The sequence below is a fragment of the Paradevosia shaoguanensis genome (genome assembly GCF_016801025.1).
GTDB classification, from domain to species: Bacteria; Pseudomonadota; Alphaproteobacteria; order Rhizobiales; family Devosiaceae; genus Paradevosia; species Paradevosia shaoguanensis.
Window position 1 is genome coordinate 3,787,422 of the sequence record NZ_CP068983.1, and the last position, 23,248, is coordinate 3,810,669.

Annotated in this window: 19 protein-coding genes, 1 tRNA gene and 1 pseudogene; 9 read left to right on the forward strand and 12 right to left on the reverse strand. The window is 62.1% G+C overall.

The annotated features are described in order from the left end of the window. Positions 1 to 12: 12 nt before the first annotated feature. A pseudogene (locus JNE37_RS18465) lies at positions 13 to 1,367 on the forward strand (IS1380-like element IS1247 family transposase). A 191-nt stretch (positions 1,368 to 1,558) separates the two neighbouring features. On the opposite strand, the gene JNE37_RS18470 reads toward JNE37_RS18465, so the two are convergent. From JNE37_RS18470 to JNE37_RS18490, 5 genes are all read right to left on the reverse strand, one after another. Continuing rightward, the gene (locus tag JNE37_RS18470) at positions 1,559 to 2,347 is read right to left on the reverse strand and encodes a hypothetical protein (protein WP_203064209.1); all 789 of its coding nucleotides are present in this window, start codon (positions 2,345 to 2,347) and stop codon (positions 1,559 to 1,561) included. Positions 2,348 to 2,356: 9 nt separating this feature from the next. Further along, complete coding sequence (locus JNE37_RS18475; RefSeq protein WP_203064210.1) at positions 2,357 to 4,750, reverse strand: DDE-type integrase/transposase/recombinase; 2,394 nt, start codon at positions 4,748 to 4,750, stop codon at positions 2,357 to 2,359. Continuing rightward, positions 4,747 to 5,517, reverse strand: a complete 771-nt coding sequence (locus tag JNE37_RS18480) for a hypothetical protein (RefSeq protein ID WP_203064211.1) — start codon at positions 5,515 to 5,517, stop codon at positions 4,747 to 4,749. Before JNE37_RS18480 ends, JNE37_RS18475 begins: the two co-directional genes overlap by 4 nt. A gap of 3 nt (positions 5,518 to 5,520) precedes the next feature. Beyond that, positions 5,521 to 5,958, reverse strand: coding sequence for a hypothetical protein (locus JNE37_RS18485; protein ID WP_203064212.1), 438 nt, complete (start codon positions 5,956 to 5,958; stop codon positions 5,521 to 5,523). Positions 5,959 to 6,151: 193 nt separating this feature from the next. Next, positions 6,152 to 6,763, reverse strand: a complete 612-nt coding sequence (locus JNE37_RS18490) for a hypothetical protein (protein ID WP_203064213.1) — start codon at positions 6,761 to 6,763, stop codon at positions 6,152 to 6,154. A 339-nt stretch (positions 6,764 to 7,102) separates the two neighbouring features. Here JNE37_RS18490 and JNE37_RS18495 point away from each other — a divergent pair, with 339 nt between their 5' ends. Together JNE37_RS18495 and JNE37_RS18500 are read left to right on the forward strand one after the other, a co-directional pair. Beyond that, entirely contained in the window at positions 7,103 to 7,450 is a 348-nt protein-coding gene (locus tag JNE37_RS18495; protein WP_203064214.1) for a hypothetical protein, read from the forward strand. A gap of 54 nt (positions 7,451 to 7,504) precedes the next feature. After that, entirely contained in the window at positions 7,505 to 8,212 is a 708-nt protein-coding gene (locus tag JNE37_RS18500; protein WP_203064215.1) for a hypothetical protein, read from the forward strand. A 394-nt stretch (positions 8,213 to 8,606) separates the two neighbouring features. Here the strand turns inward: JNE37_RS18500 and JNE37_RS18505 are convergent, their stop codons facing one another. Together JNE37_RS18505 and JNE37_RS18510 are read right to left on the reverse strand one after the other, a co-directional pair. Further along, on the reverse strand, positions 8,607 to 10,508 hold the full coding sequence (locus JNE37_RS18505; RefSeq protein WP_203064217.1) for an AAA family ATPase: 1,902 nt from the start codon (positions 10,506 to 10,508) through the stop codon (positions 8,607 to 8,609). A gap of 1,291 nt (positions 10,509 to 11,799) precedes the next feature. After that, entirely contained in the window at positions 11,800 to 12,582 is a 783-nt protein-coding gene (locus tag JNE37_RS18510) for a hypothetical protein (RefSeq protein ID WP_203064218.1), read from the reverse strand. A gap of 180 nt (positions 12,583 to 12,762) precedes the next feature. On the opposite strand from JNE37_RS18510, the gene JNE37_RS18515 reads away from it, so the two are divergent. The 3 genes from JNE37_RS18515 to JNE37_RS18525 all read left to right on the forward strand — a co-directional run bounded on the left by JNE37_RS18515 (position 12,763) and on the right by JNE37_RS18525 (position 16,899). Further along, positions 12,763 to 12,954 (forward strand): helix-turn-helix domain-containing protein, encoded by a 192-nt coding sequence (locus JNE37_RS18515; protein WP_246513690.1) that lies wholly within the window; start codon positions 12,763 to 12,765, stop codon positions 12,952 to 12,954. A 275-nt stretch (positions 12,955 to 13,229) separates the two neighbouring features. After that, positions 13,230 to 16,511: an error-prone DNA polymerase gene (locus JNE37_RS18520; protein ID WP_203064219.1), complete on the forward strand. Its 3,282-nt coding sequence runs from the start codon at positions 13,230 to 13,232 to the stop codon at positions 16,509 to 16,511. Between the two features lie 4 nt (positions 16,512 to 16,515). After that, positions 16,516 to 16,899 (forward strand): hypothetical protein, encoded by a 384-nt coding sequence (locus tag JNE37_RS18525; protein ID WP_203064220.1) that lies wholly within the window; start codon positions 16,516 to 16,518, stop codon positions 16,897 to 16,899. On the opposite strand, the gene JNE37_RS18530 is transcribed toward JNE37_RS18525, so the two are convergent. Continuing rightward, positions 16,896 to 17,669, reverse strand: coding sequence for an SOS response-associated peptidase (locus JNE37_RS18530; RefSeq protein WP_203064221.1), 774 nt, complete (start codon positions 17,667 to 17,669; stop codon positions 16,896 to 16,898). The two genes, JNE37_RS18525 and JNE37_RS18530, sit on opposite strands and share 4 nt — an antisense overlap. A gap of 416 nt (positions 17,670 to 18,085) precedes the next feature. On the opposite strand from JNE37_RS18530, the gene JNE37_RS18535 reads away from it, so the two are divergent. Then, positions 18,086 to 18,162, forward strand: a tRNA-Pro gene (locus JNE37_RS18535). 38 nt (positions 18,163 to 18,200) lie between these two features. Here JNE37_RS18535 and rhaM read toward each other — a convergent pair. Beyond that, positions 18,201 to 18,542 (reverse strand): L-rhamnose mutarotase, encoded by a 342-nt coding sequence (rhaM, locus tag JNE37_RS18540; RefSeq protein WP_203064228.1) that lies wholly within the window; start codon positions 18,540 to 18,542, stop codon positions 18,201 to 18,203. Between the two features lie 39 nt (positions 18,543 to 18,581). On the opposite strand from rhaM, the gene JNE37_RS18545 reads away from it, so the two are divergent. Both JNE37_RS18545 and JNE37_RS18550 read left to right on the forward strand, forming a co-directional pair. After that, positions 18,582 to 18,917 (forward strand): cupin domain-containing protein, encoded by a 336-nt coding sequence (locus JNE37_RS18545; protein WP_379125320.1) that lies wholly within the window; start codon positions 18,582 to 18,584, stop codon positions 18,915 to 18,917. A gap of 89 nt (positions 18,918 to 19,006) precedes the next feature. Next, entirely contained in the window at positions 19,007 to 19,951 is a 945-nt protein-coding gene (locus JNE37_RS18550; RefSeq protein WP_203064240.1) for a phosphotransferase enzyme family protein, read from the forward strand. Here JNE37_RS18550 and JNE37_RS18555 read toward each other — a convergent pair. The 3 genes from JNE37_RS18555 to JNE37_RS18565 form a co-directional block, all read right to left on the reverse strand. Further along, complete coding sequence (locus JNE37_RS18555) at positions 19,945 to 21,462, reverse strand: undecaprenyl-phosphate glucose phosphotransferase (protein WP_035039045.1); 1,518 nt, start codon at positions 21,460 to 21,462, stop codon at positions 19,945 to 19,947. The two genes, JNE37_RS18550 and JNE37_RS18555, sit on opposite strands and share 7 nt — an antisense overlap. A gap of 77 nt (positions 21,463 to 21,539) precedes the next feature. Continuing rightward, positions 21,540 to 22,667 carry a glycosyltransferase family 4 protein gene (locus JNE37_RS18560; protein WP_203064242.1) on the reverse strand — a complete coding sequence of 376 codons (1,128 nt, stop codon included), beginning with the start codon at positions 22,665 to 22,667 and terminating at the stop codon, positions 21,540 to 21,542. Between the two features lie 19 nt (positions 22,668 to 22,686). Beyond that, entirely contained in the window at positions 22,687 to 23,241 is a 555-nt protein-coding gene (locus JNE37_RS18565) for a polysaccharide biosynthesis/export family protein (protein ID WP_203064244.1), read from the reverse strand. Positions 23,242 to 23,248: the final 7 nt, after the last annotated feature.

Consider the following 23,248-nt stretch of genomic DNA (forward strand, 5'->3'; position numbering starts at 1 on the left):
GGGGCGCGTTTCATGGATCACCCAGAGGGTGCGGGCTTGCAACGGGCAGATCGGGTGGATTTCGACCCTCGCGTGCGGCTGGAATTTCGCGGCACGCAGCTCAGTTCCGACGGCGGCCTTCTGGTGATGCGCGAGCTTGATGACGCGCTCGGGTTGTCCGATTTGGCGTCAGCGGCGCTGCGCGATACTCGCTCTGGCAAGAACACGGTCCATCGGCTCGACGGCCTGTTCCGGCAATCAGTCTTTGGGCGGCTGGCCGGATACGAGGATGTCAACGACGCCAACCGTCTCGCCTGCGATCCGGTCATGCGCCAAGTTGTCGGCGGCAGAGCGGTCGATGCACAAGCGGCCTCGGCATCGCAGATGGGACGGTTCGAGACCGAGACGCTGGCTCTGGCCGGGAACCGTGCCGCGCTGGCCGACCTGAACGGGCAATGGATCGACCGGTTCCATGACCGTAACGGGCTGAAGTACATCGTTCTGGACATGGACGCTCGGTCAGCCCGACCCATGGCGACCAGGAAGGGTCCGCCTGGAATGGCCATTTCGACTGTAGCTGCTATCACCCCAACTTTCTGTTCAACCAGTTCGGGATGCTGGAACGCTGCGCCCTGCGCCATGGCAACGTCCACAGCGCCGATGGCTGGCGTGATGTTCTCGACCCCGTCATTGCGCGCTACGCGGAGCGCGACCTTGGTGGCAGGTTCTTCCGGGCCGATGCTGCCTACGCGATCCCGGCGATCTATGAGCGATTGGAAGAAGCGCGGTTCTTCTACGCCATCCGGCTGCCCGCAAACGCGGTCCTCAAGGACAAGATCGCGCATCGGCTAACGCGCCCTGTCGGGCGGCCGTCACTGACCAAGGTCAAGCGGTTCTTCGAGGAATTCGAGTATCAGGCGGCGTCCTGGGACAAGGAACGCCGGGTGATCGCCAAGATCGAATGGCATCCGGGCGAACTGTTCCCGCGTTTCGGCTTCATCGTCACCAACCTGCCGATGGAGCCGGACTGGGTGGTGCGGTTCTACAACCAGCGCGGCACCGCCGAGCAGCACATCAAAGAGGGCAAATACGCCTTTCGCTGGACGCGGCTGTCGTGCCGGAAGTTCCGCGACAATGAGGTGCGGCTGCAACTGCACGCCCTGGCGTACAACCTGGCCACCTTCTTGCGCTGCATCGAGCTGCCCGAGGCCATGGCCGACTGGTCGTTGACCAGCCTGCAACTGAAGCTGATCAAGATCGGGGCACGTGTGGTCCGTCACGCCCGCACCATCACCTTCCAGCTGGCCGAGGTCGCTGTCACCGGCACGATGGTACGCGCCATCCTCGCCGCTATCCGCCGATTGCGAGCGCCACCGCTATGCGCATGATCGCGATCCACGCTCAAACTGAACGAAAGCGGCTGGACAGATCTGTCCGCTGCGCTGAAAAACGCCGCCCCTGGGCAAGGAAACAGCGGCTTCGCGGTCTGATCCGTCCAGATCCAGCAGTCTGCGCGACCGCAGGTGCCGCTTGCGGCAGAAAATCCTTGTCTAGCGCTCGGATACAGGCGATCTTCACCTCAAACGACACGCCACTTGGGGAATGCAGGTTGATGGAGATAGGCTTCGAGCGCCTCCGCATCGTCCATAGTGAGGGCGGGCAGAGTGGTAATGTCCGCGCGCCGGTTCATGTCGCCGCGTGCGACGGTTTCCCCGGTGCGCGAATTGTGCAGCTCCAGCGTTTCAATGAGGTCGAGCGTGCCCGAGGCTATGACCGGCGTCGGCCATACGGGGTCCGACATGATCTGGATTATCTGGGACCAAACGACTTCCGCCTGCTCGGTAAGCTTGCGCTTGGAGCCATAATTTCGAGGCTGAAGCACCCGGCTTAACTCGTCGAAGGCTACCATGGTGAACTTGTTGCGGCGCATCCGGTTTTCGATGTTGGCGCTCGCAAGTTCCGGTGATGGAGTTCTTGCCATGGTGTAGCCGAGCACTGAAAGGGTGTCGAAGAGCCAAGCTTTCGCATCACCCTGTTTGGCCTCGCGATAGAGGATGTTAGCCGGAACCTGTACGCCGGACCTGAGAGTGACCGGAGGCAAGCGAGACAACGCGTAGTCGATCGAGAACGACTTGGAGCTGCCGTTCGTACCGACAACGATGAGCGCCCTGGCGGCTTTGCGGTTGCTCGGGCCCCATTCTTTGCCACTATCAATCGTCGATGCGATCTGCTGGTGGAGGCGACGGATGTCCGCCTCCACCATGGTCAGCTGCGCCGTGGGCCAAACGCGCTCGGCAAGCTCATCTACGGTCTGCTCGAAATCGACCGTCGCAGTCTGTTCGCGCGCTTCCTGAAGTTTGTCGTACACGGGCCGTTCCTAACCGGTTTTCTTGATTTGGTTGATGCGGGGGGCGGGAGCCCAGTCCAATTTTGCCGCAGGCTTCTTCTGCCCCGTGGCCTTCGTCTTCGCGATCGCCCGCTGAGGCTTTGAAGGCTCATCATCAGCCTCGTCTTCCGCATCCTCGGGAATGGGATCTTCACCGATGTTGTCGTTGTCAGCCGCGAGACGATCGTCTTCGGTCGGCGGAGTTACCGGGTCCTGAAGGTCGAGACCGAATACGTCGTCTTCATCCACGCCGTCCTCGGTCGGGGGCTCGGCGGCGCGTGCCGGCGGGGACAGGCGAGCACCGGTGGAATAGCCGCCGGATTGCGAAATTATCCGCGGACCGCCGTGGGCTTTAGGTTGGGGCCGATAGACGAAGGTGAGCTTGATGCGCTCGTCAGCCCGCTCGAGCTTGTCGCTGTCGTACGACCAGTCTTCCAACTGAGCCTTGCAGCGTGCCTCCGCGCTCTGATCCGCGAAAGAAAGGAGCGCCTTTGCTGCTGTCTCGAAGCGCACGCTCGCCTGCTCGCCATGCTTGCGCGCCAGGGCTTCGCATTTCATCTTCCAGAAGCTCAGGGGAATGCCCTGCATTTCCGGCGGCCCGGGGAGCGTAGCCCACTGGCCGTCCACTAATACGCTGATGCGGCCGAGGTCTTCCGGGTCGACCTTAAAGCGCATCCACTGGCCACTGCGGCCTTTGGAGTCCTTCGATTTGCGGCTACTGTTTTTGAAGCGCTCCGCCATCCAGTTCGCCGAATATTGAATGCCAGCAAACCGGAGGCCAAGCGGTGTGAGCTTGCGTTCAATGTCGATTCCGAATGCGATGCGCATGCGGTCAGGGCCCATGATCGGCACGTATCCGGTGTCTGCGATTGCCTCCTTGAAGCAATCGATCGGCGGTTGACCTCCGAGGCCACCGTGGCCGAGTCCGTGATACACGTCGGTGCACCAGCGGAAAAAGCCGTTGCCGAAATCGGCAAGAAAGGCGGAAACGCGCGCTACCGGATCGTAGTCACCGCGTTCGACCACGTTGGAGAAAGTCCGCCCTGTCCAGAACGAAATGAACCCTTCGTGGCTGGTACGGAAAAAGCGCTCGACGGTGCCACGGTGGCGTGAGATGCCAACCACGCCGATCTGGACGTTGCGGGTGACGTTGTAGGCCACGTTCTGGAACCGGGCCGAGCGAAAGGCCGCGCCGGAGTCGGTCCTTATGCCCGCGATGCCGATGGCACGCGGCGGCTTGCCGCCTGAAGACGAGACCTTGGCGTATATCGACTTGTCCGACAGCGCCATGCGCAGCGCCCGCACCGCAAGTTCGGCGCTTTCCGCAAGCCCGAAGGAAATACCCAGAACGCAGCGGGTGGCGACGTCGATGCATACGCACACCCATACGCGGCGACGGAACTTTCCGAGCAGCCTGCGCCAGGCACGGCTCAGGTTCGCCCAAATGCCGGCCCGCTGGAGGAAAACCACAAGGTCGGTTTTGTAGCAGTCGAGCTGCACCATCTCACCGGGTCGCGTGTAGATCGGCCCTTTGGTCCAGGAGCCGGTTTCATCCTCCATGGCCCCCTCACCTCGCTGCGAGCCGATGAGCTTGCTCGCCTTCAGGCCGGTGATGATGCGCTTGATCGCGCCATCGCTAGGTGGCTGGATGGTCCACTCTCCCTCGGGCTTGCCGTCATTGAGGCGGGCTCCGATCAGCCGTCGGATGGCCGAGCGGTTCATGCGTTGTTCGGCGGCATGGAATTCCATGACGACGTTCTCACTGACCACCTGGACGAACGGTTCGAGGCGTTTGCCGCCCTGCGTGCAGCGATAGTAGTGCTTCCTGTGATCCTCGATCCTGTATCCCGGCAAGCGGAACAAGCGGTAGGCTCGCTTGAGGTCGGACGTGGACGGACGAACCGGAAGTCCGGTGTTCTGGCCCTTCCGCCCGCTCTTGAACCTCTCCAGGCGCTTCAAGGTCGCAGTATGGATTTCCAGTTGAAGGTCGAGGGTGAAATAGGCGTGCAGAGAGGCTTCGTGGAGCTTGACCAGCTTCTTCCGATAACCGTCGTGCAGCCGAACCATGTACTCGTGCATCCAATGGCAGTCGTACAGCTGTTCTTCCGTCATCCCTGACAAGTGGGCATCGGCACGGTCGGCGGCAGCAACGCTGCCGTCGTCGTTGAAGAAATTCTCCTCTTCAATGATCGAACCGGTATCGCGCAGGCGGCCGAGCTGGTGCAAATGGAGTTCGCGGTGGGTGTTCGAATTGTCCGAACACACCAGGAACTGGCGATCGTCGCGGGTTTCCTCCACACGAAAACGATAACCGTCCAGCAGAACGCGGCTGGTTTTGGCGATAGGAGACGGAAGGGGCAGCGACAGGGGTGCGGCCTTGGTCATTTGTTGTCCTTTCCGAAACGAACGGGAAGGGGATACCGACGCTCCTGATCGAGGTCGGGCATGACTTCGCCACTGAACTGGATGACGGTATCGGCATCGATCAGCCCCTCCGTCATGACCTCGAACGTGCCCCAGAAAATCGCTCGCATGACGGGGCGGAAGGCGAACTCGCCGCCGCCGAAGCGTGCGGTGAAGTCGCGGATGGGCGTCGGTTCCACCACCTCGTGCGCATGTTCCCGGACGAGGTCGTCGAACGCGCCGCGTTGATCGGCGCGGACGGACAAGAAGTGCTGACAGTTCCGGACATGCCATTCGGGCAGATCGCGATCCGTCAGCGGCGCAAGGGTGTCCGCAACCGAGGCCGGCGTCCATTCGGCAAGATGGGCGACGAAGTCGGTGAGGCGCATCTTTGCGGCCTTGCTGCTGTGCTTGACCACCAGCCCGGCCTTGAGACCGCCATAGGTTTCCGCAACGACATCGAGATGGTGGGACGCCTCGACGTCCTCGGGCGTCCTGTAGTCGATCCTGGCGGCCTGCGTGCGGACCGTTCGGACATTGCGATCAGAATAGGCGTGAACGACCGCGTTATGCTCGATGTTGGAGTCTGTCTCGATCATGCGGTCGGTGACCGGGCAAACGAGACCGCCCTTGACGCTCCCTTTGCTTCGCGCCGCAACCTTTCGGGAGCCGCGCGACTTCTTGATAGCGGGAAACTCCAGATCGCTGCGATCGCTGAGACCGTCAGGCCAGTTTGCTGCATCAACCATGCCTCAGTCCCTCCGCAGATTATCGTTGGCCGGGTCAACCAGCACGGAAGAAGAAAGCAGACTTGCGGTGAATTCCAGCCGGCAGTCAGTATCGACGGCGCAGGAGGCCGGCCACGGACTGCTGCAATTGGCCCGCGGTGCGTCGCAGTCGGCCGGGAGGGCCAAGTCGATGATGTGGGCCCGCACCATGGAGACGAAGGCGGCCGACGAGGGGCGCTTGGCGCCAAGACGGCCCGCGAAGGTCACCTCGTCGAGATAGGTTTCCGCCATGGGTTTCGTTAGAGAGCGGCGACCGGCCACCACATCAAGGGCGTAGGCGGATACATGCCAAGCGAGGGTCAACGGCAAGGGTTCGGCCGCAGGAAGACCTCCCGCGGCGTGGATAACAGGAAAGAGGAGGCCGTTGATTGACGGCGAACGGGAAGGGGGTACGCTAAACATGGATTCTCCGATGCCATGTACCGAGCAGTTTCTTGACAGCTGAAGAGCCGTTGAGGACACTGCGGGCACGCGACCTGATGGGTTGTGTTGAAGCGATCGTGCGAGAGGCAATTCACATCGATCGAGGGGAAGCGAAGCCAGGGTCCTGCAAGATCCTGGCTTTGCGCGTTATTGGGCCAAACTTGCCGGGACGTCAGCGCGCGGCTGGTTTCGGCGGAAAGTCTGTTCCACCTGCCGGCGGGTTGGCGAGACAGAGGTGATACGTGCGGATCGCGGTTCGGACTATCCTGTCGAGTTCGAGACTGCTTTCTACGTGAAGGCCCGCACCACGGTGGTTCGCCGTGAGCCCTGCCAAGATCGATTCAAGGCGACGCGACACGCGTTCCGACGGTGACCGATAACGAACGGAAGCGAAGCGCATGATGGGGTACACCTTTGCTGCCTCCCAAAACGCGCGACCGCGGTCGACCGACAAGGCAAGCACCGCATTCGGCTCGGAGCGGCGAACTTTCCTTGCAGCCTTGGCAATCAGGTCCGCCATGTGATGTCCGTCCGGCTGCCCGTTGGCCAGTACGAAGGCTATCACGGCCTGGCTGGCCTCATTCACCGCGAGTTGTACGGTCATGCGAAACCGCGAACCTGGTACCGGAACACGGAATTCGTCGAGGGCGATCACAATGGGGCCGACCTCCACCGCAGAGCCGGGCTCGGGTGATTGGGAGAGCCGGGCACCGAGGGTCGAGCCCAGCAGTTTGTCGTCGCGCGGAATAGGCGACGAAATGGCGTTGACAGGCAGGCTGGTCATGCGATGCTCCTTCGCAGTTCGGGGCAAACGCGGCCCCAGCGCGGCGCGGCCGTCGTTGCCGCACGCGCACCAAACCTCCGCTGCCGTCATAAAGTCCACCACCGCACTCAAGCGCCTATGCGCCACCTGGCGGGGTCGGAATCCGAACGTGTCCTTTGGGCCCGGCCTCGGAAGTAGCGCCGAATTTCAGGCCCTCCGCCGGGAAACAGCGTTCCTGCGACACGCGGCAGTGACGAGCTTTGCGGCACCAATTCGGCGTCCGGACAGACGCGCGGTTTGATCGGACACTTGTGACTTTCCAAGGTTCACGCGACCGTTGCGTCAGGAAAGGAACTACTGATGAAATCAAACTATGAAGCCGTATGCGGCCAGTCGCTCAAGCACGGAAAGACCTGGTTGCAGTCGCTGCAGTCCCATCTTTCCCTGGCGGAGGCGCAGGACCGGTCCCTTCAATTCATGAATCGTGAGATCGATGCCCGCATCGCCGAACGCGACTGGACTCCGGAGGAAATGGGGGAATTCGTTTCAACACTTCCTCCAGCGCTATCCGGGAAACTCCGTGATGCTCTGACCGGCTGGATGACGAGGCACCTCCCGATCGACCTGTCGGACGAGCTCGACGTGGTGGCGGCAACCATGGAATGGCAACCCGAGGTCGGAGAGGATTGTTCGGCGCCAAGGATTTAAATACCTGCGCAAGGATTGGCGGCTAGTTTCTCGCCCACAGCGGGGGAGAGTGCCATGACTGACGATACAGGGATTGCCCAAGATGCCGAGGACGGGTTCTACGAAGAGCCCAGGCCTCCCCTTCCGCCGGAAGTTGACGTCAACACGTATCTGGACGAAATCCTTGCAACCAAACGGGATCCCTTGTCGCTAGCCGACTTTCTGTTGCTGGGCACTTTCTACCGTTGGGCAATCGGCCGAACCGAAAACGAAGCGCCGGCCGGTGCCGCCCACTACGCCAACTTCTACGATCTCGAGGCAATCCACGATCTGTTGCCGCCGACGGCGACCAAAAAGCAGGTTGAAAACACTATCGGCAGGTTCGAGTATGCGACCCAGACCTTGATGGTCAGCCGTTCCACCCAGCCTTACGACCCCAAGCGGAAACACGTGGTGGAGTTGAGGCGGGGCGAGGTCATTCCCGCCGAGCAGCTGTACACTCAATATGGCGACTTCACCGACCATGGTCATGTCATCGGCCGAATTGCGCTGATCTGCGTGGAACTGCTCGAGATGAGGCAGCCAGGGCAGGAAGGCGACCTCTCCAGGCTCATGGAACTGATCCAGATCCAGAACCGGAGCGCTTTCGACTACTACGAGATGCGGATGGAAGCTGCACAAGGGGTGCGCGACCGCGAAAAATCCATCGAGGAAAAGCATCAGCGCAGGGTTCGTCGTTCCCGTTTGGCTCGGCTCGCCAGGCGCTCCCGAAATTTCGAGTGAGACTGTCGTCGGGACTACCCCTCTGGTGAAGCTTTCGCGGGCCCTCGGATCCAAGCTCAGATGCCGGGCAATCGATCCGAGCCCTGCTTCATGAATGGCAATCCGCCAACGCACCGTCGCGGCGAAGTCGGGTTGTCACCGCGGATTCCGTACAGCGTATGCTCCGCGGAAGGGTCGACACCTTAGGGACTGGCAACCGATCCCGCGTGCCTCACCCACCTCTCGACAATCAGCACCGGTCGAGCCGACCCACCGCAAGGCAAGAGGCGTAAGGTGGCACTCCGGAGATTGTGCGTAGCGGGTTCGGCAAGCTCGCCCGCAGCCGGCTCGCCGAACGTGAAGGTTAGCCGGCGTGGGTCTCAACTGAACAACTACGCGCGCACTCGAAAGCCGACTATTGTCCGGCGGCCCGTTGAGCGACCATTACGGCCACCTGAGTTCCCGAAACCTGACCCTCCCTAGTAAGCAGATCGGCAACCGCGAGAATTTGCTTCCTGTACTGGCTCGCCAGGCGCTGCGCATCGGCAAAGAGGCGCTGGAGGTCTCCCTCCACGGCATGTCGAAACGCTGGGTCAAACTTCAGCAATGCGGTCATCTCGCCGGGCGCCACCCATAGCAGGGAGCCGGCCATACCGTAGCTGCACCGGAGCGTCGCCATCAGTTCGGTCGCCCTGGCAAGGTCGGAGTCGGGGCGTCCTCCCGCACCACTGGAAGGCGAACCGAATATCTCGGCTTCGGCCGCCGACGCGCCGAGGACCATGGTAACGTGACGCTCCATGCGCTCGCGGTCGAACAGTGTTTCGGTCACCTTCTCGAAGGTGGCACGGCCGCCGGAGGCGCCCCGGCGGACGATCGATATTTCCTTGAGGGGTTCGCCCAACGCCAAACCGATCACACCGTGGCCGGCTTCGTGGACCGCGGCCCGATAGCGATCGGTCTCCGACCGAGTGTCGAGCGGTGTGATCTGCGCCATGAGATCCTCCCAAACCAGGGGGCGGCCCGCACGGCGGCTGGTCCGCCGCGCCGCGCGCACCCACTCCATTGCCTCTGCGGCGGTGGCGCCAACTCCTGCTTTCGCCAACGGGAGGAGATCCTGTCCCTTCAGGTCCTCGCGCAAGTGCGTCCGTAGGATGTTGGCTAGCCCATCCGAGTCGGGAATCCCGATATGGATCGCGCGCTCCAGTCGCCCCGGACGCAGAAGGGCTGGGGAAATTTCCTCGATGAGATTGGTGGCGCCGACGACAATAATGCCCTCTCGCGAGGACATCGCCGAATCCAGGAGAAGGTAGAAGTCGTAGATCAGGGGTAGCCACCAATCCTTGCCGCGTGGCGAGATCGTGGAGGGGTCGGGCAGGGCGTTCAGTTCGTCGATGAACAAGATGCAGGGCGCCGCCGCGGCAGCTTGGGCGAAGAGCTTGCGTTGTGCCTTGATGACGTCGTCAAGGTGGCCTCCGGAACTAGCGAAGAGTTCCGAGATCGAGCCCATAATGACCGGCAGGCGGCAGGCGTCTCCCAGAATTCGGGCGAAAGTCGTTTTGCCCGAGCCTGGTGGGCCCTCGAGGACGGCGCCGCGGTCGATGTCCGACCACGAGACCTTTTTTTCGCGTAGGTCGGCGATATCGGTCTTGAGGGCCAGTCCCCACACCCGGGCCTCGCCATATTCCACGGCATCTTCGAGGCTTGGGTAGGCGGGGTCGGTCGATGCCATGGGCTGAACAGGTCGAACCAGAGCGCAGGAAAGCCGCTCGACGGCCGCAGCTTTTCTGATGCCCATCGGCATGCACGCGCACAGCAGATCAAAATCGAGCTCGGAGACATCCAAGCCATTGAGCGATGCCGGTGTTTTGCCCGTGAGGCAGCGCTTCATGGCCGAAGCGACGTCTCGTGGCGTCAGAGGCGCTACTTTGTACCGGTGGGTAGCTGCCGTCAGGAAGACTGCCGGCAGACGGCGATCGGGCGCCGCGGAAACGCCGACAACCGATTGTCCTCTAGCGATCGTCGCTGCGACTGTGCTTCCCTCTGCCGTCCTGCTCGCCGGCTTCTCGTATTCGGTGGCGAATTTGATGGTTGGGTTGATCGCATGCAGGGCCTCCTTGATGGGTTCGACCCACTGATCGGTCGGAACCTGGATGACCGCGGCTATCCAATTTTTGTCTTTGAACAAGCGGCGTCCCGGAGCGCCCAGCGCGAGATCCAAGGCGACCGAGGCAACGGCGAGGCGGGAGCTGATCGGTTTTGCGCTGGATGAGGCTGCGGCCTTTTCCGGCTCTTCGTCGTCGTTGATTTCAACGTCCATTAGCATTCTCCGATGGGGCGTGCACTTCACCCGTGAGGCCAGGCCAATTCGTCCGGGCGGTGGCCAATCGATGCCGGGGCGGGTACTTTCTTGAGGGGGGCGGCAGAGTGGACGGCCGGATCTCCAGGCACGAGCAAGTGTCGGCGAACTTCCGCCTCACCCGCCTGCTTCAGTTCGAATAGTGCGAACTTGCTCTTGCAACCGCCCGTCTCGGGCGCGCAGATCAGAGCAGGATGGCCCATCGGCCGCCCGCAGTGGCGCCCGTAGAAGGGCGATCTTGTGCCCTCTTCTCGACGGGAAGTTTGTCGGGTGCGAGCGGCTAACAATAGTCAAACCGGACATCCGAAGAGCAGACGTGGGCGACGCGCTTTCGATACTCGCGATCTCGAGAAGACTCGGAGTTGTCGCAATCTTTTCGTCAGCCCGTCGATCCGCGCTCCCCATTGCCTACCTAGCAGATGCCATCTTGTGAGGAGCACGCGTCCAAGCGCGTGCAAATCGATGGCACGAAAGCCCGACGTTCGAAGCAAAGGTCCAGTTGTTGACGAGGAGGAGCGCCTTCCAGGGATCGGGAATATCCTCTACCTCCAGGCGGCTCAGGTCGACAGCGAGGCTATTTATCAGGTCGGGACGGACGGAGGTGACGGGGGACGTCATGAACGCTACCAGTTGGTACTTGTGCACCGATGGTGACGGACCGCGCCGAAGCGCATCCTCGCGCATTCGCCTTGTTTGCTTGGGAGGGTAAAGAGGCGGCGGCGACCGTTAACTGGACGTCTCCGCATGAAGCGGGGAGAACCCCCTTAGTGCGCAGGCGTGGGCCAAATCCGTTTCGCTCCAGTCCGCTATGGAGCAGATTGTGAATGCATCGATCTCGCCGCAGACGTAGCGCCAGACGAGTTCGTCGTCCGATGGTCGCTGAGGTCGCTGAAGTAGGCGCCGCCGTAGTCGACGAAAGCGAAGGAGCAACTTCCGCCCTCGTGCACGTTCCTTCGGGTCAGGAGCATTGTCACACGTCACGACCAAGCAACGAATTGCTCGCTTCAGTCCGGCGCCATCGTCAAAACGGACGAAGGCAAGATCGGGTGCAAGCGGAGGATTTAAGGTGAATGCGGCCGCCGCCCCAAGGACCCGCAGTTTTTGCACCACTTCGGCGAGGTCATCCGGTTCGCCTGGCGCGGGAACCACGATCCGTGTCCATGCGGTCATTCTGAGTCCTTAGGGCTGCCGAAATTTACTCCATACAGCCACGCCAACGGATCGGGAGTTGTTCGTATGATGATGGTACGGCTTAGCCAGGGTCAGCCATTTCAACGGTCGATTCCGGGGTAAGCGGAGCTTCGATGTTCATCTTGAGCACTCCGGCAGCAACAAGGTGAAGAACTGCGGTGAAGGGGGAGGGATGCGTGACGGCAGAGGCGCACTCGAGAAGGCTTGATTTTCCCCGTTCGACCAGGTGCATGACGAGCTCCATTCTCTGCTCCATAGTGACTTCGATGCCAGCAGCATCGTCGATGGCCCGGGCGCAGTTAAGTCGGGGCTGCTTCTGTATCGCGGCCTCAGGGACGAGAACACAACTCCTGCCGGACCAGCCGGCGAGCCGCTTCAGTTCCAACAGGTCATTTTTGCGCCCACGCCATACGCGTTCGGGAATGCACAGAAGCGTATGACGTTGGGCGCCGAGAGCGATACGGAGGATGACCAAGTCGGTAGCTTCAAAAGCTTGGCTACTGGCCAGGTTCTCGACCATTTCGTCAGACCCGAGCAGTTCTGCTTTAGGATGAGCGACTATGAGAGCGATGGCATTTCGCTGAAGCCTCCGACAGACGAAACTCCGGTCGATTATTCCCGGGGTGGGACGGGCAGGGGGATGCGAACCCTGCACGCGGCTGACCGCAAGTAGAGACATATCCATACTCCTGGGCCTCAAGGCCACGAAAAAGGCGGCGTCCGCCGCCGGATTATTCGGAAGATTCATGTTCGCGGCGGGGTGCTCCATCCGCCGATTACGTGCGTTGTGCTCGACGGTCGGAAAGTTAACACGACCGGAGTTGGCGATGATCTTATGACGCAATTTGTTTAAAATTGCAAGAAAGTGTGGCTATTATCGATACACTTTGCGTCGTTATGGTTAACGACGGGGTGGGTGTTCGAGAATTCTTGACGTTTGCCGGGTCTCAACGGACAATCCTTGCACCGCAAAAGGATTCCCGATGTGATCACAGGCAATCAGCTGCGGGCCGCTCGCGCGCTGGTGAATTGGACGCAGGAAGAGCTTGCTACCAATGCAGGTGTGGCCCCGCGCACGATAAGGCTGTTCGAGTCCGGAAGCCGGAGTCCATATGCACGAACGGTGGCGCAGCTTCAAAGTACGCTAGAAGCCGTCGGGATCGAGTTCATAGTGACCCAACATGGCGTGGGGGTCATGCTTCTGCAGAAGGCGTGATATCCGGGTCGCGATGGTCCAGGTACACTCGAAGTGAGTTTGGCAGAGAAACGCCACCCTGGCGCTAGGCGGCCTGACACCGCGAAGGTGTGTATGCGTGGCTACCGGTTTGATCTGCGAATGCCCGTCTACAAAGCCGTCAAGGTTTAGGCTGAGCGGTTACGGAATAGGCGTCTATATCGACGACGGCAAACGTCTCGTCTCTTCCGTCTGGACTCATGGTCTCGTTCGTGATTAGAACGTAACGAGAACAAGATGCCAATCCAAGCCCCGCCATGTCCCACGCAGAGCTTATCGCTGCCACCAATTTCTCATTCCTCCGCGGCGCCAGCCACCCCTTCGAGATGGTCGCGCAGGCGGCGACGCTGGGGCTGTCAGGCATCGGTATCTGCGATCGGAATTCGCTCTCCGGCGTCGTCCGCGCCTACTCGGCAGCCCGCGACCTGGCAAAGGACTTTCCGGCCTTCAAACTTGTCGTGGGGGCGAGGCTCGTCTTCTCCGACGGCACGCCTGACATTGCAGTCTATCCCTCCGATCGCGAGGCATACGGCCGCCTCTCGGCACTCCTGACACTTGGGAACCGCCGAGCGCCAAAAGGGGAGTGCTACCTAGAGCTCACGGATCTCGCCGACTATTCTGCCGGCCAACTCATGATCGTCATCCCCGATGCGAATCTGGAGCGGGCGGGCGCTACTGCTTCGTGGTTGTCTCGCTCGGCGCCGGGCAGAGTGTGGCTGGCGGCGGCTTGCCGATATGACGGGGACGACCGAGCGCGGCTGGCGCAACTGGCCGAGATCGCCGCGGCGGCCGAGGTGCCGCTGCTTGCGACCATGGATGCGCTCTACCACGAGCCCTCCCGCAGCCGGATCGCCGACGTCCTCACCTGCATCCGGGAAGGCGTCACCATCTTTGAAGCAGGCCAGAAACTCTCCGCCAATAGCGAGCGCCACATCAAGTCGCCAGCCGAGATGGCCAGGCTCTTTCGTGAGCACCCGGATGCCCTGGCGCAGTCCCGGCACATCCTCTATCGCATCTCGTTCTCCCTCGATCAGCTCCGATACATTTACCCCGAGGAAACAGTCGGCAACGGAGAGACCGCCCAGCAGACCTTGGAGCGCCTTTCCTGGGAAGGCGCCGAGCGGCGCTATCCCGATGGCATTCCCGAGCGTGTGCGAAAGGGTCTGGCGCACGAGCTCGAACTCATCGCGGAAATGAAGTACGCGGCCTATTTCCTAACTGTCCAGGATATCGTTCGCTTCGCGCGCCAGGAGCGCGGCATCCTTTGCCAAGGTAGGGGATCGGCTGCCAATTCCGCGGTGTGCTTCTGCCTCGGCATCACCGAAGTTGACCCCATGCTCGTCGACCTGCTCTTCGAGCGGTTCGTTTCGACGGAACGCGACGAGCCGCCAGACATCGACGTCGACTTCGAGCACGAGCGGCGCGAAGAGGTGATGCAGTACATCTATCAGAAGTACGGGCGAAGCCGTGCGGGGCTGACCGCCAACGTCATCACCTACCGAACAAAGGGCGCCATCCGCGATGTCGGCAAGGTCTTTGGGCTCTCCGAGGACATGATCACTTCGATCTCCAGCACCAATTTCGGCTGGGGACGGATGGATATCACCGACGCCCGGTTGCGCGAGGCCGGGATGAACCCTGATGCCCGCGTTGTCCGCATGGTCCTGGCGATCGCCACTGAGATGTACGGCTTTCCGCGGCACCTCGGTCAGCATGTCGGGGGCTTCGTCATCACCCGCGACCGTCTTGATCAGCTGGTACCCATCTCCAATGCTGCCATGGAGGATCGGACGGTCATCGAGTGGAACAAGGATGATCTCGACGAGCTCGGCATCCTCAAGGTCGACGTGCTGGCTCTGGGCATGCTCTCGTGCATCCGTCGGGCCTTCAACCTGCTACGGCAGCACTATGGCCTGTCGCTAACGCTAGCGACCGTGCCGTCCGAGGATCCTTGCGTCTACAAGATGACCCATCGCGCCGATACCATCGGCGTGTTCCAGATCGAGAGCCGGGCGCAGATGTCGATGCTGCCCAGGCTCAAACCGACCGAGTTCTACGACCTGGTCATTGAGGTGGCTATCGTGCGCCCCGGGCCCATTCAGGGTGACATGGTGCATCCGTATCTCAAGCGCCGGCAGGGGCTGGAGCCGACGAGTTACCCGTCGCCCGAGCTCGAACATGTGCTCAAGAAGACCTATGGCGTGCCGCTCTTCCAGGAGCAGGCCATGAAGATCGCCATCGTCGGCGCTGGGTTCACGCCTGGCGAGGCCGACAAGCTGCGGCGCGCCATGGCCACCTTCAAGCGCACCGGCGGTGTCGGCGTGTTCCGGGACAAGTTCATCGCCGGCATGTTGGAGCGAGGCTACGAGCGGGACTTTGCCGATGCCTGCTTCAAGCAGATTGAGGGCTTCGGCAGCTATGGGTTCCCGGAGAGCCACGCCGCCTCGTTCGCGCTCCTGGTCTACGTGTCCTGCTGGATCAAATGCCACTATCCGGATGTGTTCGCCGCGGCGCTGCTCAACAGCCAACCCATGGGCTTCTACGCCCCGGCTCAGATCGTCCGCGACGCGCAGGATCACGGCGTTGATGTCCGTCCGGTCGACATCAATCTCTCCGACCTCGAAATCGTCATGGAAAAATCCAACCAAGCCGGTGTGGGTATCGCGGCGCGCCACGCGGAGATGGAAGGAGACATCTGGGGCAATATGGGCATCCGGCTCGGTTTCAACCTGGTGAAGGGCTTGAGGACCGAGCATGCGAATCTGATCATTGCCCGGCGTCGCGGCGGTTATGACAGCGTGCGCGATCTCTGGCTTCGCACCGGCCTGTCGCCGTCAGTGCTGGAGAAGCTCGCCGACGCTGACGCTTTCCAGTCCCTGGGGCTCTCCCGCCGCGATGCGCTGTGGGCCATCCGTGGGCTCATCGGCGAGCATGGAGCCGAGACGCTTCCGATCTTTGCGGCTGCGGGAGTGGACGGCGACGACATCACGGGCGAAAGCAAGCTGCCTCCGATGCTCCTTGGCGAAGAGGTCATCCACGACTACCGGGCGCTCTCGATCTCGCTCAAAGCGCACCCCATGAGTTTCTTGCGCGAGGACCTCGGCCGCAGGCGCATCGTGCAGGCTGATGAACTGCGCAACGTCGATCCGGGGAGGTGGGTGACTGTAGCCGGCCTGGTGCTGGTGCGGCAGCGCCCGGGAACGGCGAGCGGAGTGATCTTTGCGACGCTCGAGGACGAGACCGGTGTGGCCAACATCATTGTCTGGCCCAAGACCTTCGAGGCCAATCGCCGAACCGTTCTTGGCGCACGCGTCATGGCCGTGCGCGGACCTCTGCAGCGTGAGGGCTTGGTCGTTCACGTGGTCGCTAAGGAATTCATCGATCTCACCGGGCAGATGGTAGCGGTTGCCGGCGGCTTCGACGTCGGAATAACGACCGACAATGTCGACGAGCGCAGGACGCGGGAGCGGCAGCAATACCTCGACCTGCAGGCCAAGCAGATCGCTGACGCCTTGCCGTCAGGGCGCAACTTCCACTGATGCCATGGGCTCGATCCGCACCCTGCAGGACTTCCACGAGACCGGGCGAGCCATCCGCGCTTTCTGCTCGCACTACTACGTCTGCAATCACGACGCACAGCTTCAGCTTGATCTGCTGGCCGTCCGACTCGGCTGGAGTTTCGATTTCTACCGCGGCCGCGACTATCTCGCGGGAATGCTGCGCTGCTCGCTATGCGGGTGGCGTTTTCCGGTCTTCGCCCTTGGCCACGCAAATGCGCCGCCGGGTTTCGCCGGCTCGCACGGGGCAGGGACCGTTCCACTCTCCCAGGATCAAATCATCGCCATGCAGCGCGCCCGTGAGGCAAACAACGCGGGCGAACTGCCCTGGGTGGGCGTTAGGAAGGGTGGGCGGAAGTTCGGCCGCTAGAAGAGGCTCGGTTCAGTGTCGGGCTCATCGGGTGGCGGAGGGTCTTCCTTGAAGCCGCGAGAGATGATCTGGAGCACGCCGTCTGGCAGCGCCCGTTGGAGTCCCTTGGCCACCTCCCACGGTGCAGTCATCCATGTTTCAACCTCCTCGGGAGTTCGCAGAATCACCGGCATGGCCTTGGGATGAATGGCACCGACCTCAGCGTTCGCCTCGGCAGTCAGGAAAGCGAAGAGGTCTGTCGTCACTGTGCCTTCTTTGATTTTGCGGACGCTGGTCCACTGCGGCGCCCATATGCCGGCGAAAAAGGCTAGCGGGCGCGTATCGTCGAAGGCGAACCAGATGTCGCCGCCCTCCTCGCGATTGAACTCGGAAAACGACGTGAACGGAACGACGCACCGAAACTCCGGCGTGAGCCAGCGCTTCCAGTGCGCGCTAGATGTGTTGCGGACATTGGTGGTGCCGCCATCAGGCTCCATTTCCACGAGGCGCTTGAACTCCTCTGGAGACAGTGAGCGACCTTGTTTCGCCTCGATCTTTTGGGCTCGCTTTTTGGCGGCCTCATAGAGCGCTACCGACGAGCTTGGCATGCCCCAACGAACCTTTGTCAGCTCACGGGTGTCGCCAAAGTTGCGAACGATTGGGGCCAGGTAGTCGGGGAAAATGCCGGTTTGCGGCGCCAGGTTGCCGATCGTGTCGAAATCGACCTGCATATCGCGGACAAAGGCGCGGATCGCCTCGATGTTCGTGGTGACGGAGTAGAGGTTGCACATGCAAGCGACTTTCGAGACTCAGATCACGAGACCATACTGTCAGCGTTTCTCACCATCGTCAGCTAGCTATGCCCACCGAATACGTCCCTTCCGGTCCACCAATCGTTCGCAACAATCAGCCCGTCACGCCCATGGCGCCGATCTACACCTGTGAGGACTGCGGCTTCAAAGGCGCGCCCTTCGGCGTGAAGCGGGGCGATCAGGTGCTGAGCTATTGTGGATGGCAGAATGGAGAGCCGGTGTGCGTTGGGAGCGGCAGGCAGGTCCCGTGAACGAATCATGAACCTGTGGCGGGGTTTTGGGCGGGGAACGTCCCGCCGGTATGTGCAAAACGTCGCCGAATTTTCTGTTTGTTCTTATCAGCCCAAAAACAGGGGTTGCCTCAAAACCCCATAATCTCTATGTCTCCCCGCAGTCGGGGTGTAGCGCAGCCTGGTAGCGCATTTGTCTGGGGGACAAAGGGTCGTCGGTTCAAATCCGGCCACTCCGACCATTTCCTTCAAGCGGGGCCCCCAGCCGCGCTTTTGTTTTTCAGGCCAGATGAAACATCGGCACGAGGTCGACCTGCACCGGGACGTTGTCCGGGTGAGTCTCCATCACGTCGGCCATGAATTTCCACCAGCGCTTGACGACCTCCTGGTTGGGCAGGTCGTCCATCGTGTGCGTATCGGTGCGGACCAGCGTGGCGAAGAGGTGGTTGGTCTCCGGATCCAGCCAGATCGAATAGTCGGAAACGCCGGCATCCTTGAGCGCCCTGGCGAGCTCGGGAAAGATCTCGTCGTGCCGTTTCCTGTATTCCGCCGCCTGGCCCGGATTGAGGTTCATGCGAAACGCGATGCGCTCGGACACAGTCGACTCCCTGACGAAGATCATGCACTCTGCTTTGCTACCATACCAGCAGGCGCATGAGGAATCGGAATGAGTGAAAACTTCAGTCTGCCCAAGGGGGTGGCCTGGGTGGACAGCGGTGGCGGCGTAATGCGCGCCGTGCTCAGCGAGCGGCCGGAACTGATGATGGTGGCCTTCGCCTTTCCCAAGGGCGGCGTGGGCGCCTTGCATTCCCATCCCCATGTGCAGTCGAGCTTCGTGGCGGAAGGCCGGTTTGAAGTGACTATCGAGGGCGAGACGATGATCGTGCCCAAGGGCGGCAGCTTCATCGTGCCGCCGAGCGCGCTGCATGGCGTCAAGGCGCTTGAAAAGGGACTTCTCATCGATGCGTTCACACCGCGTCGCGACGACTTCCTTTAGCTGCCGCGCACGCGTAGAAGCCTCCCCAGAAAATCAACGCGATAGCGCCGGTGGATGAATCAGTTCGTGAGCCGGCAGGGGAGCCCGGCTTGATCGAACGTGCCATAGAAGAGGTCCTGCATCTATGGCCGAACCTGGCCGGCGGCCACGCGACGCTGGTCAACCTTTCGGAAAACCACACGTTCAGAATCGATGGCGCCGACGGCTCCAAGCACATCCTGCGACTGCATCGCCCGGGTTATCACTCGCTGACGGCCATCAAGAGTGAGCTTGGCTGGGTGGCCGCCTTGCGTGCCGAAGGCGAGATGCCGGTGCCCCGGCCGCTGCCGGGGGCAAACGGCGCGCTGGTGCAGTTCGTCGAAACGCCGGAGATTTCTGCCCGGCACGCCGTGCTTTTCGCTTTCGAGGACGGAGTTGAACCTCACCCGGAGGATAAGCTCGCCCCACTCTTCGAAACGCTGGGCGGCTATGCCGCGCGCAATCACATCCATACGGCCACCTATCGGCCTGAACGCATCGAGCGGCCGCTCTGGGACGAGGGGGTGCTTGATACCGACGGCATCTGGGGGGATTGGCGGAAGGCACCGGGCGTCGAGCCGGTCAGGGCCACGCTGACCCGACTGGATGCACGGCTGCGACAGGACCTGGCCGCTTACGGCAAGGGGAGCGACAGGTTCGGGCTGATCCATGCCGATATGCGTCTGGCCAACCTGTTGGTGGCCAGGGACAAGGTGACGCTGATCGACTTCGACGATTGCGGCTTCGGCTGGTTCGCCTACGATTTTGCGGCCGCGGTTTCGTTCATCGACGACCAGGCGGTGCTGCCCGAACTCAAGGAGGCCTGGATCACGGGCTACCTGCGGCACCGGCCGCTCGAGGCGGCCGATATCGCTGCCATGGATACGCTGGTGCTGCTGAGGCGGATGCTATTGCTCGCCTGGACCGGTACGCATGCGGAGACGGACCTGGCGAGGTCACAGGCGCACCTTGCCGAGCTGACGGCTCGGCTGGGCGAGGCCTACATGGCTCAATAGGCGTTCTTGCGGGCCGAGAACAGCGAGACGGGCGTCATCACCACGATGTAGAGATCGAGGAAAAGCGACCAGTTCTCAATGTAATAGAGGTCGTGATTGACTCGCTGCATGATCTTGTCGATCGTGTCCGTCTCCCCACGCCAGCCATTGATCTGGGCCCAGCCGGTCATACCCGGCTTGACGCGGTGACGCGCGAAATAGCCATCCACGGCCTCGTAATAGAGCATGTTGTCGGCCTTGGCCTGCAGCGCGTGCGGGCGCGGGCCGACGATGGAAAGCTCGCCCTTGAGAACGTTGATGAGCTGCGGCAGCTCGTCGATGGAGGTCTTGCGGATGAAGCGGCCGACACGGGTGACGCGCGGATCGTCCTTGGTGACGAGCTTGGAGGCGGTCGCGTCCGTCATGTCGGTATACATCGAGCGGAACTTGTACATCTCGACGAGCTGGTTGTTAAAGCCGTGCCGCTTCTGCTTGAAGAAGATCGGGCCCTTGCTCTCGAGCCTGATGGCGATGGCCGTGGCCAGCATGATCGGTGAGAGCAGGACCAGCGCGGTGAGCGCCACGATCTTGTCGAACACCCACTTGAAGACGAGGTTCCAGTCCGAAATCGGCCGGTCGGCCATGTCGAAGACAGGCAGTTCGCCCACGTACGAGTAGGCACGCGACGTGAAGCGGAGCTGGCTCATGTGAGCCGAGAGCCGGATGTCGACGGGCAGGACCCAGAGCGTGCGCAGCATTTCGAGCACGCGCTTCTCTGCCGAGAGCGGCATCGAGACGATAACGAGGTCTACCGGCGTACGGCGTGAGAACTCGACGAGATCGGCGACCTTGCCGAGCTTGTGGTAGCCCGAGACGATATCGGGTGAACGCTCATCGATCCGGTCATCGAAGAGACCGAGGAGGTTGATGTCGTTGGTGGCGCCAGAGCGGATGGTATCGATCAGCGCCTCGGCATCCTTGCCGCCGCCGATGATGACCGTACGGCGCTTGAGCCGGCCTTGGGCGGTCCAGCGCATGACGAGTGCGCGCAGTGCCATGCGATAGGCGACGAGCAGCACGATGCCTACGAGATACCATCCGGCCAGCCAGACGCGCGAGACCATCTCGGACGCCTTGAACACATAGGCGAGCACCATCAGCATGACGAAGACCAGAGACCAGGCAGCGAGCACGCGGCCGATCTGCAGCAGGCCGAGGCGATAGGACGACACCTTGTGCATCCGCGCGGCATTGATGAGGACGTTCGCCAAGAGCGTCGCGCCCAGGATCACCGGGACATAGAAGATCGGCGTGTGCCCGACATAGAGCCAGTAGATCGCGTAGCCGGTTGCGGCGAGGAGGAGGGCTTCGACCGCCTGCGCAGCGCCGACGATGACGGTTGCCGACATGGTCTTTTCAACCGGAGCGGCGATGATCGCTTCGGCTTCGGGGGACAAATCGGGTCCGCCGCTGCGCGGAGCGCGGCTGGAGACGTGATCGAGGACGGCCTGCTTGGGGTCCAGGTGAAACATGACGCAACGGCCCATAGGTGGGTTCTTGTTCGCGCCACTATCGGGTCGAGGAATGAATCCGGGGTGAAACGGAAGCGTTAACGTCTAGCAATCGCCTGACGGTAAAGGCTTTCTATAGCTTCGGTCATGACGTCGAGCGAGAAGCGCGGCCGTACGAAATCTAGGCGCTCGCGCGCTTCCTCGGCGGCACGGTCGGGCTGGTCCAGGAAGGCCTGCATAGCCTTCCTGAGGCTCTCGACATCACCGGCTGCAACGAGGGCGCCGGCTGTCGGGCCGAAGATTTCCTTTACGCCGCCGACATCGGTGGCGATGACCGGGAGGCCAGCCGCGGTGGCTTCGAGCACGACATAGGGCAGGGACTCGGCGCGCGAGGGGACGACCATGCAGCGGCCGGTTGGGAACATGCTGCGCGCCGGGCGGGCCCCTGGCATGGTGACACGATCGGCGAGGTTGCGACCTTCCAGCATCTGCGCGTATCGCGCCCGGTCAGGACCGTCGCCGACCAGCATCAGCGACGGCAGGGTGCCGTCGGGCCTGGTGAGGTCGGCAAAGGCCTCGATGAGGACATCGACGCCCTTGAGATCGCGCAGTTCGCCCACGAAGAGGAAGTCGGCGGCGTCGGCGTTGGGGGCGACGGGGATGAACTCGGCTTCGGCGAGGCCGTTGTGCACCACCGGGTGCGGGCAGCGCGGTTGGGTGATGGTACGGATATAGGCGTCGCGGGCGAAGGCGCTCTCGAAAATCACCGCATCGGTGAGCGGCAGCAGCGCGCGCTCGATGGCACGGAAGACTTTGCCCGAGCGCGATTGCGGCGCGTAATGCAGCATGCCGCCATGCGGGGTGTAGAGCGCCGCGCGTGGCGTCGCCAGCCGGCCCAGCCGGGCATTGAGGCCACCCTTGGCGCCGTGGCCATGGATGACGTCGATGCCGAGCTTGCGGGCCAGGCCATGGATGCGGAATGGGGTGGTTAGGTCGCCGGAACCGGCCACCCGCGGCATAGGCAGGCGGTGAATGCCGAGCGTCGCGCGGCCGGCGATCGGGGCGAGCTTCTGGTCGGTGAGGGCGTCGGAGCTCAGCGAGTCGACGACGATGCCGATTTCATGGCCTCGTTCGGAGAGTCCCTCCGTCAGGTCCAGCACATGCCGGAACAACCCGCCCACAGGAGCACGCAACACCTGCAGGATACGCAATTTCTGCTGAGACATGAGTAGGTTCCGACTGGCCTCAGAACCAGCGTTCGAGGATGACGACGGTATCGCCCGGAAAGACCGGGAAGTCGAGATCGACCTTCGCCTTGACCATGTCGTTGCCCTGGCGGCGATAGACGATGGCGTTGCCGCGATCGGCGGTTTCCTTGAACCCGCCGGCCGTCGCGATGGCCGAACGCACGGTCATGCCGAACACATAGGGGAACTGGCCGCTATTGTTGATCTCGCCCTGGATGAAGAACGGACGATATTCCGCGACTTCCACGGCGACGTTGGGATTACGCATGTAGCCACGCGTCAGCGCAGCGGCGATGCGCGTCGAGGCGCCTTGCGTGGTGGCGCCGCGTACGCCCACCGGCCCGACCAGGGGCAGGGCCACCGAGCCGCTGTCATCGACCTTGTAAGTCGTGGAGAGCTGAGGATCGCCATAGACGGTGACGCGGAGCGTATCGCCAGTGTCGAGCTTGTAGGGGCCCTTGGTGTCGACCTGGTAGGTCGCAGGCTGCGAATTGACGGCGCAGCCGGCAAGGGGTGCCATGAGGATCACGAGCGAGAATCGCAGCCAGCGCATTTGAAAT

What these genes read in the sequence shown, in the direction of transcription:
- rhaM (WP_203064228.1), bottom strand. Translation starts at nt 18,542, where the DNA reads ATGATCTTCGTCAGGGAGTCGACTGTGTCCGAGCGCATCGCGTTTCGC.
- JNE37_RS18495 (WP_203064214.1), top strand. Translation starts at nt 7,103, where the DNA reads ATGAAATCAAACTATGAAGCCGTATGCGGCCAGTCGCTCAAGCACGGA.
- JNE37_RS18555 (WP_035039045.1), bottom strand. Translation starts at nt 21,462, where the DNA reads ATGTTTCACCTGGACCCCAAGCAGGCCGTCCTCGATCACGTCTCCAGC.
- JNE37_RS18525 (WP_203064220.1), top strand. Translation starts at nt 16,516, where the DNA reads ATGGGCTCGATCCGCACCCTGCAGGACTTCCACGAGACCGGGCGAGCC.
- JNE37_RS18500 (WP_203064215.1), top strand. Translation starts at nt 7,505, where the DNA reads ATGACTGACGATACAGGGATTGCCCAAGATGCCGAGGACGGGTTCTAC.
- JNE37_RS18530 (WP_203064221.1), bottom strand. Translation starts at nt 17,669, where the DNA reads ATGTGCAACCTCTACTCCGTCACCACGAACATCGAGGCGATCCGCGCC.
- JNE37_RS18565 (WP_203064244.1), bottom strand. Translation starts at nt 23,241, where the DNA reads ATGCGCTGGCTGCGATTCTCGCTCGTGATCCTCATGGCACCCCTTGCC.
- JNE37_RS18480 (WP_203064211.1), bottom strand. Translation starts at nt 5,517, where the DNA reads ATGGTTGATGCAGCAAACTGGCCTGACGGTCTCAGCGATCGCAGCGAT.
- JNE37_RS18475 (WP_203064210.1), bottom strand. Translation starts at nt 4,750, where the DNA reads ATGACCAAGGCCGCACCCCTGTCGCTGCCCCTTCCGTCTCCTATCGCC.
- JNE37_RS18560 (WP_203064242.1), bottom strand. Translation starts at nt 22,667, where the DNA reads ATGTCTCAGCAGAAATTGCGTATCCTGCAGGTGTTGCGTGCTCCTGTG.
- JNE37_RS18505 (WP_203064217.1), bottom strand. Translation starts at nt 10,508, where the DNA reads ATGGACGTTGAAATCAACGACGACGAAGAGCCGGAAAAGGCCGCAGCC.
- JNE37_RS18490 (WP_203064213.1), bottom strand. Translation starts at nt 6,763, where the DNA reads ATGACCAGCCTGCCTGTCAACGCCATTTCGTCGCCTATTCCGCGCGAC.
- JNE37_RS18485 (WP_203064212.1), bottom strand. Translation starts at nt 5,958, where the DNA reads ATGTTTAGCGTACCCCCTTCCCGTTCGCCGTCAATCAACGGCCTCCTC.
- JNE37_RS18520 (WP_203064219.1), top strand. Translation starts at nt 13,230, where the DNA reads ATGTCCCACGCAGAGCTTATCGCTGCCACCAATTTCTCATTCCTCCGC.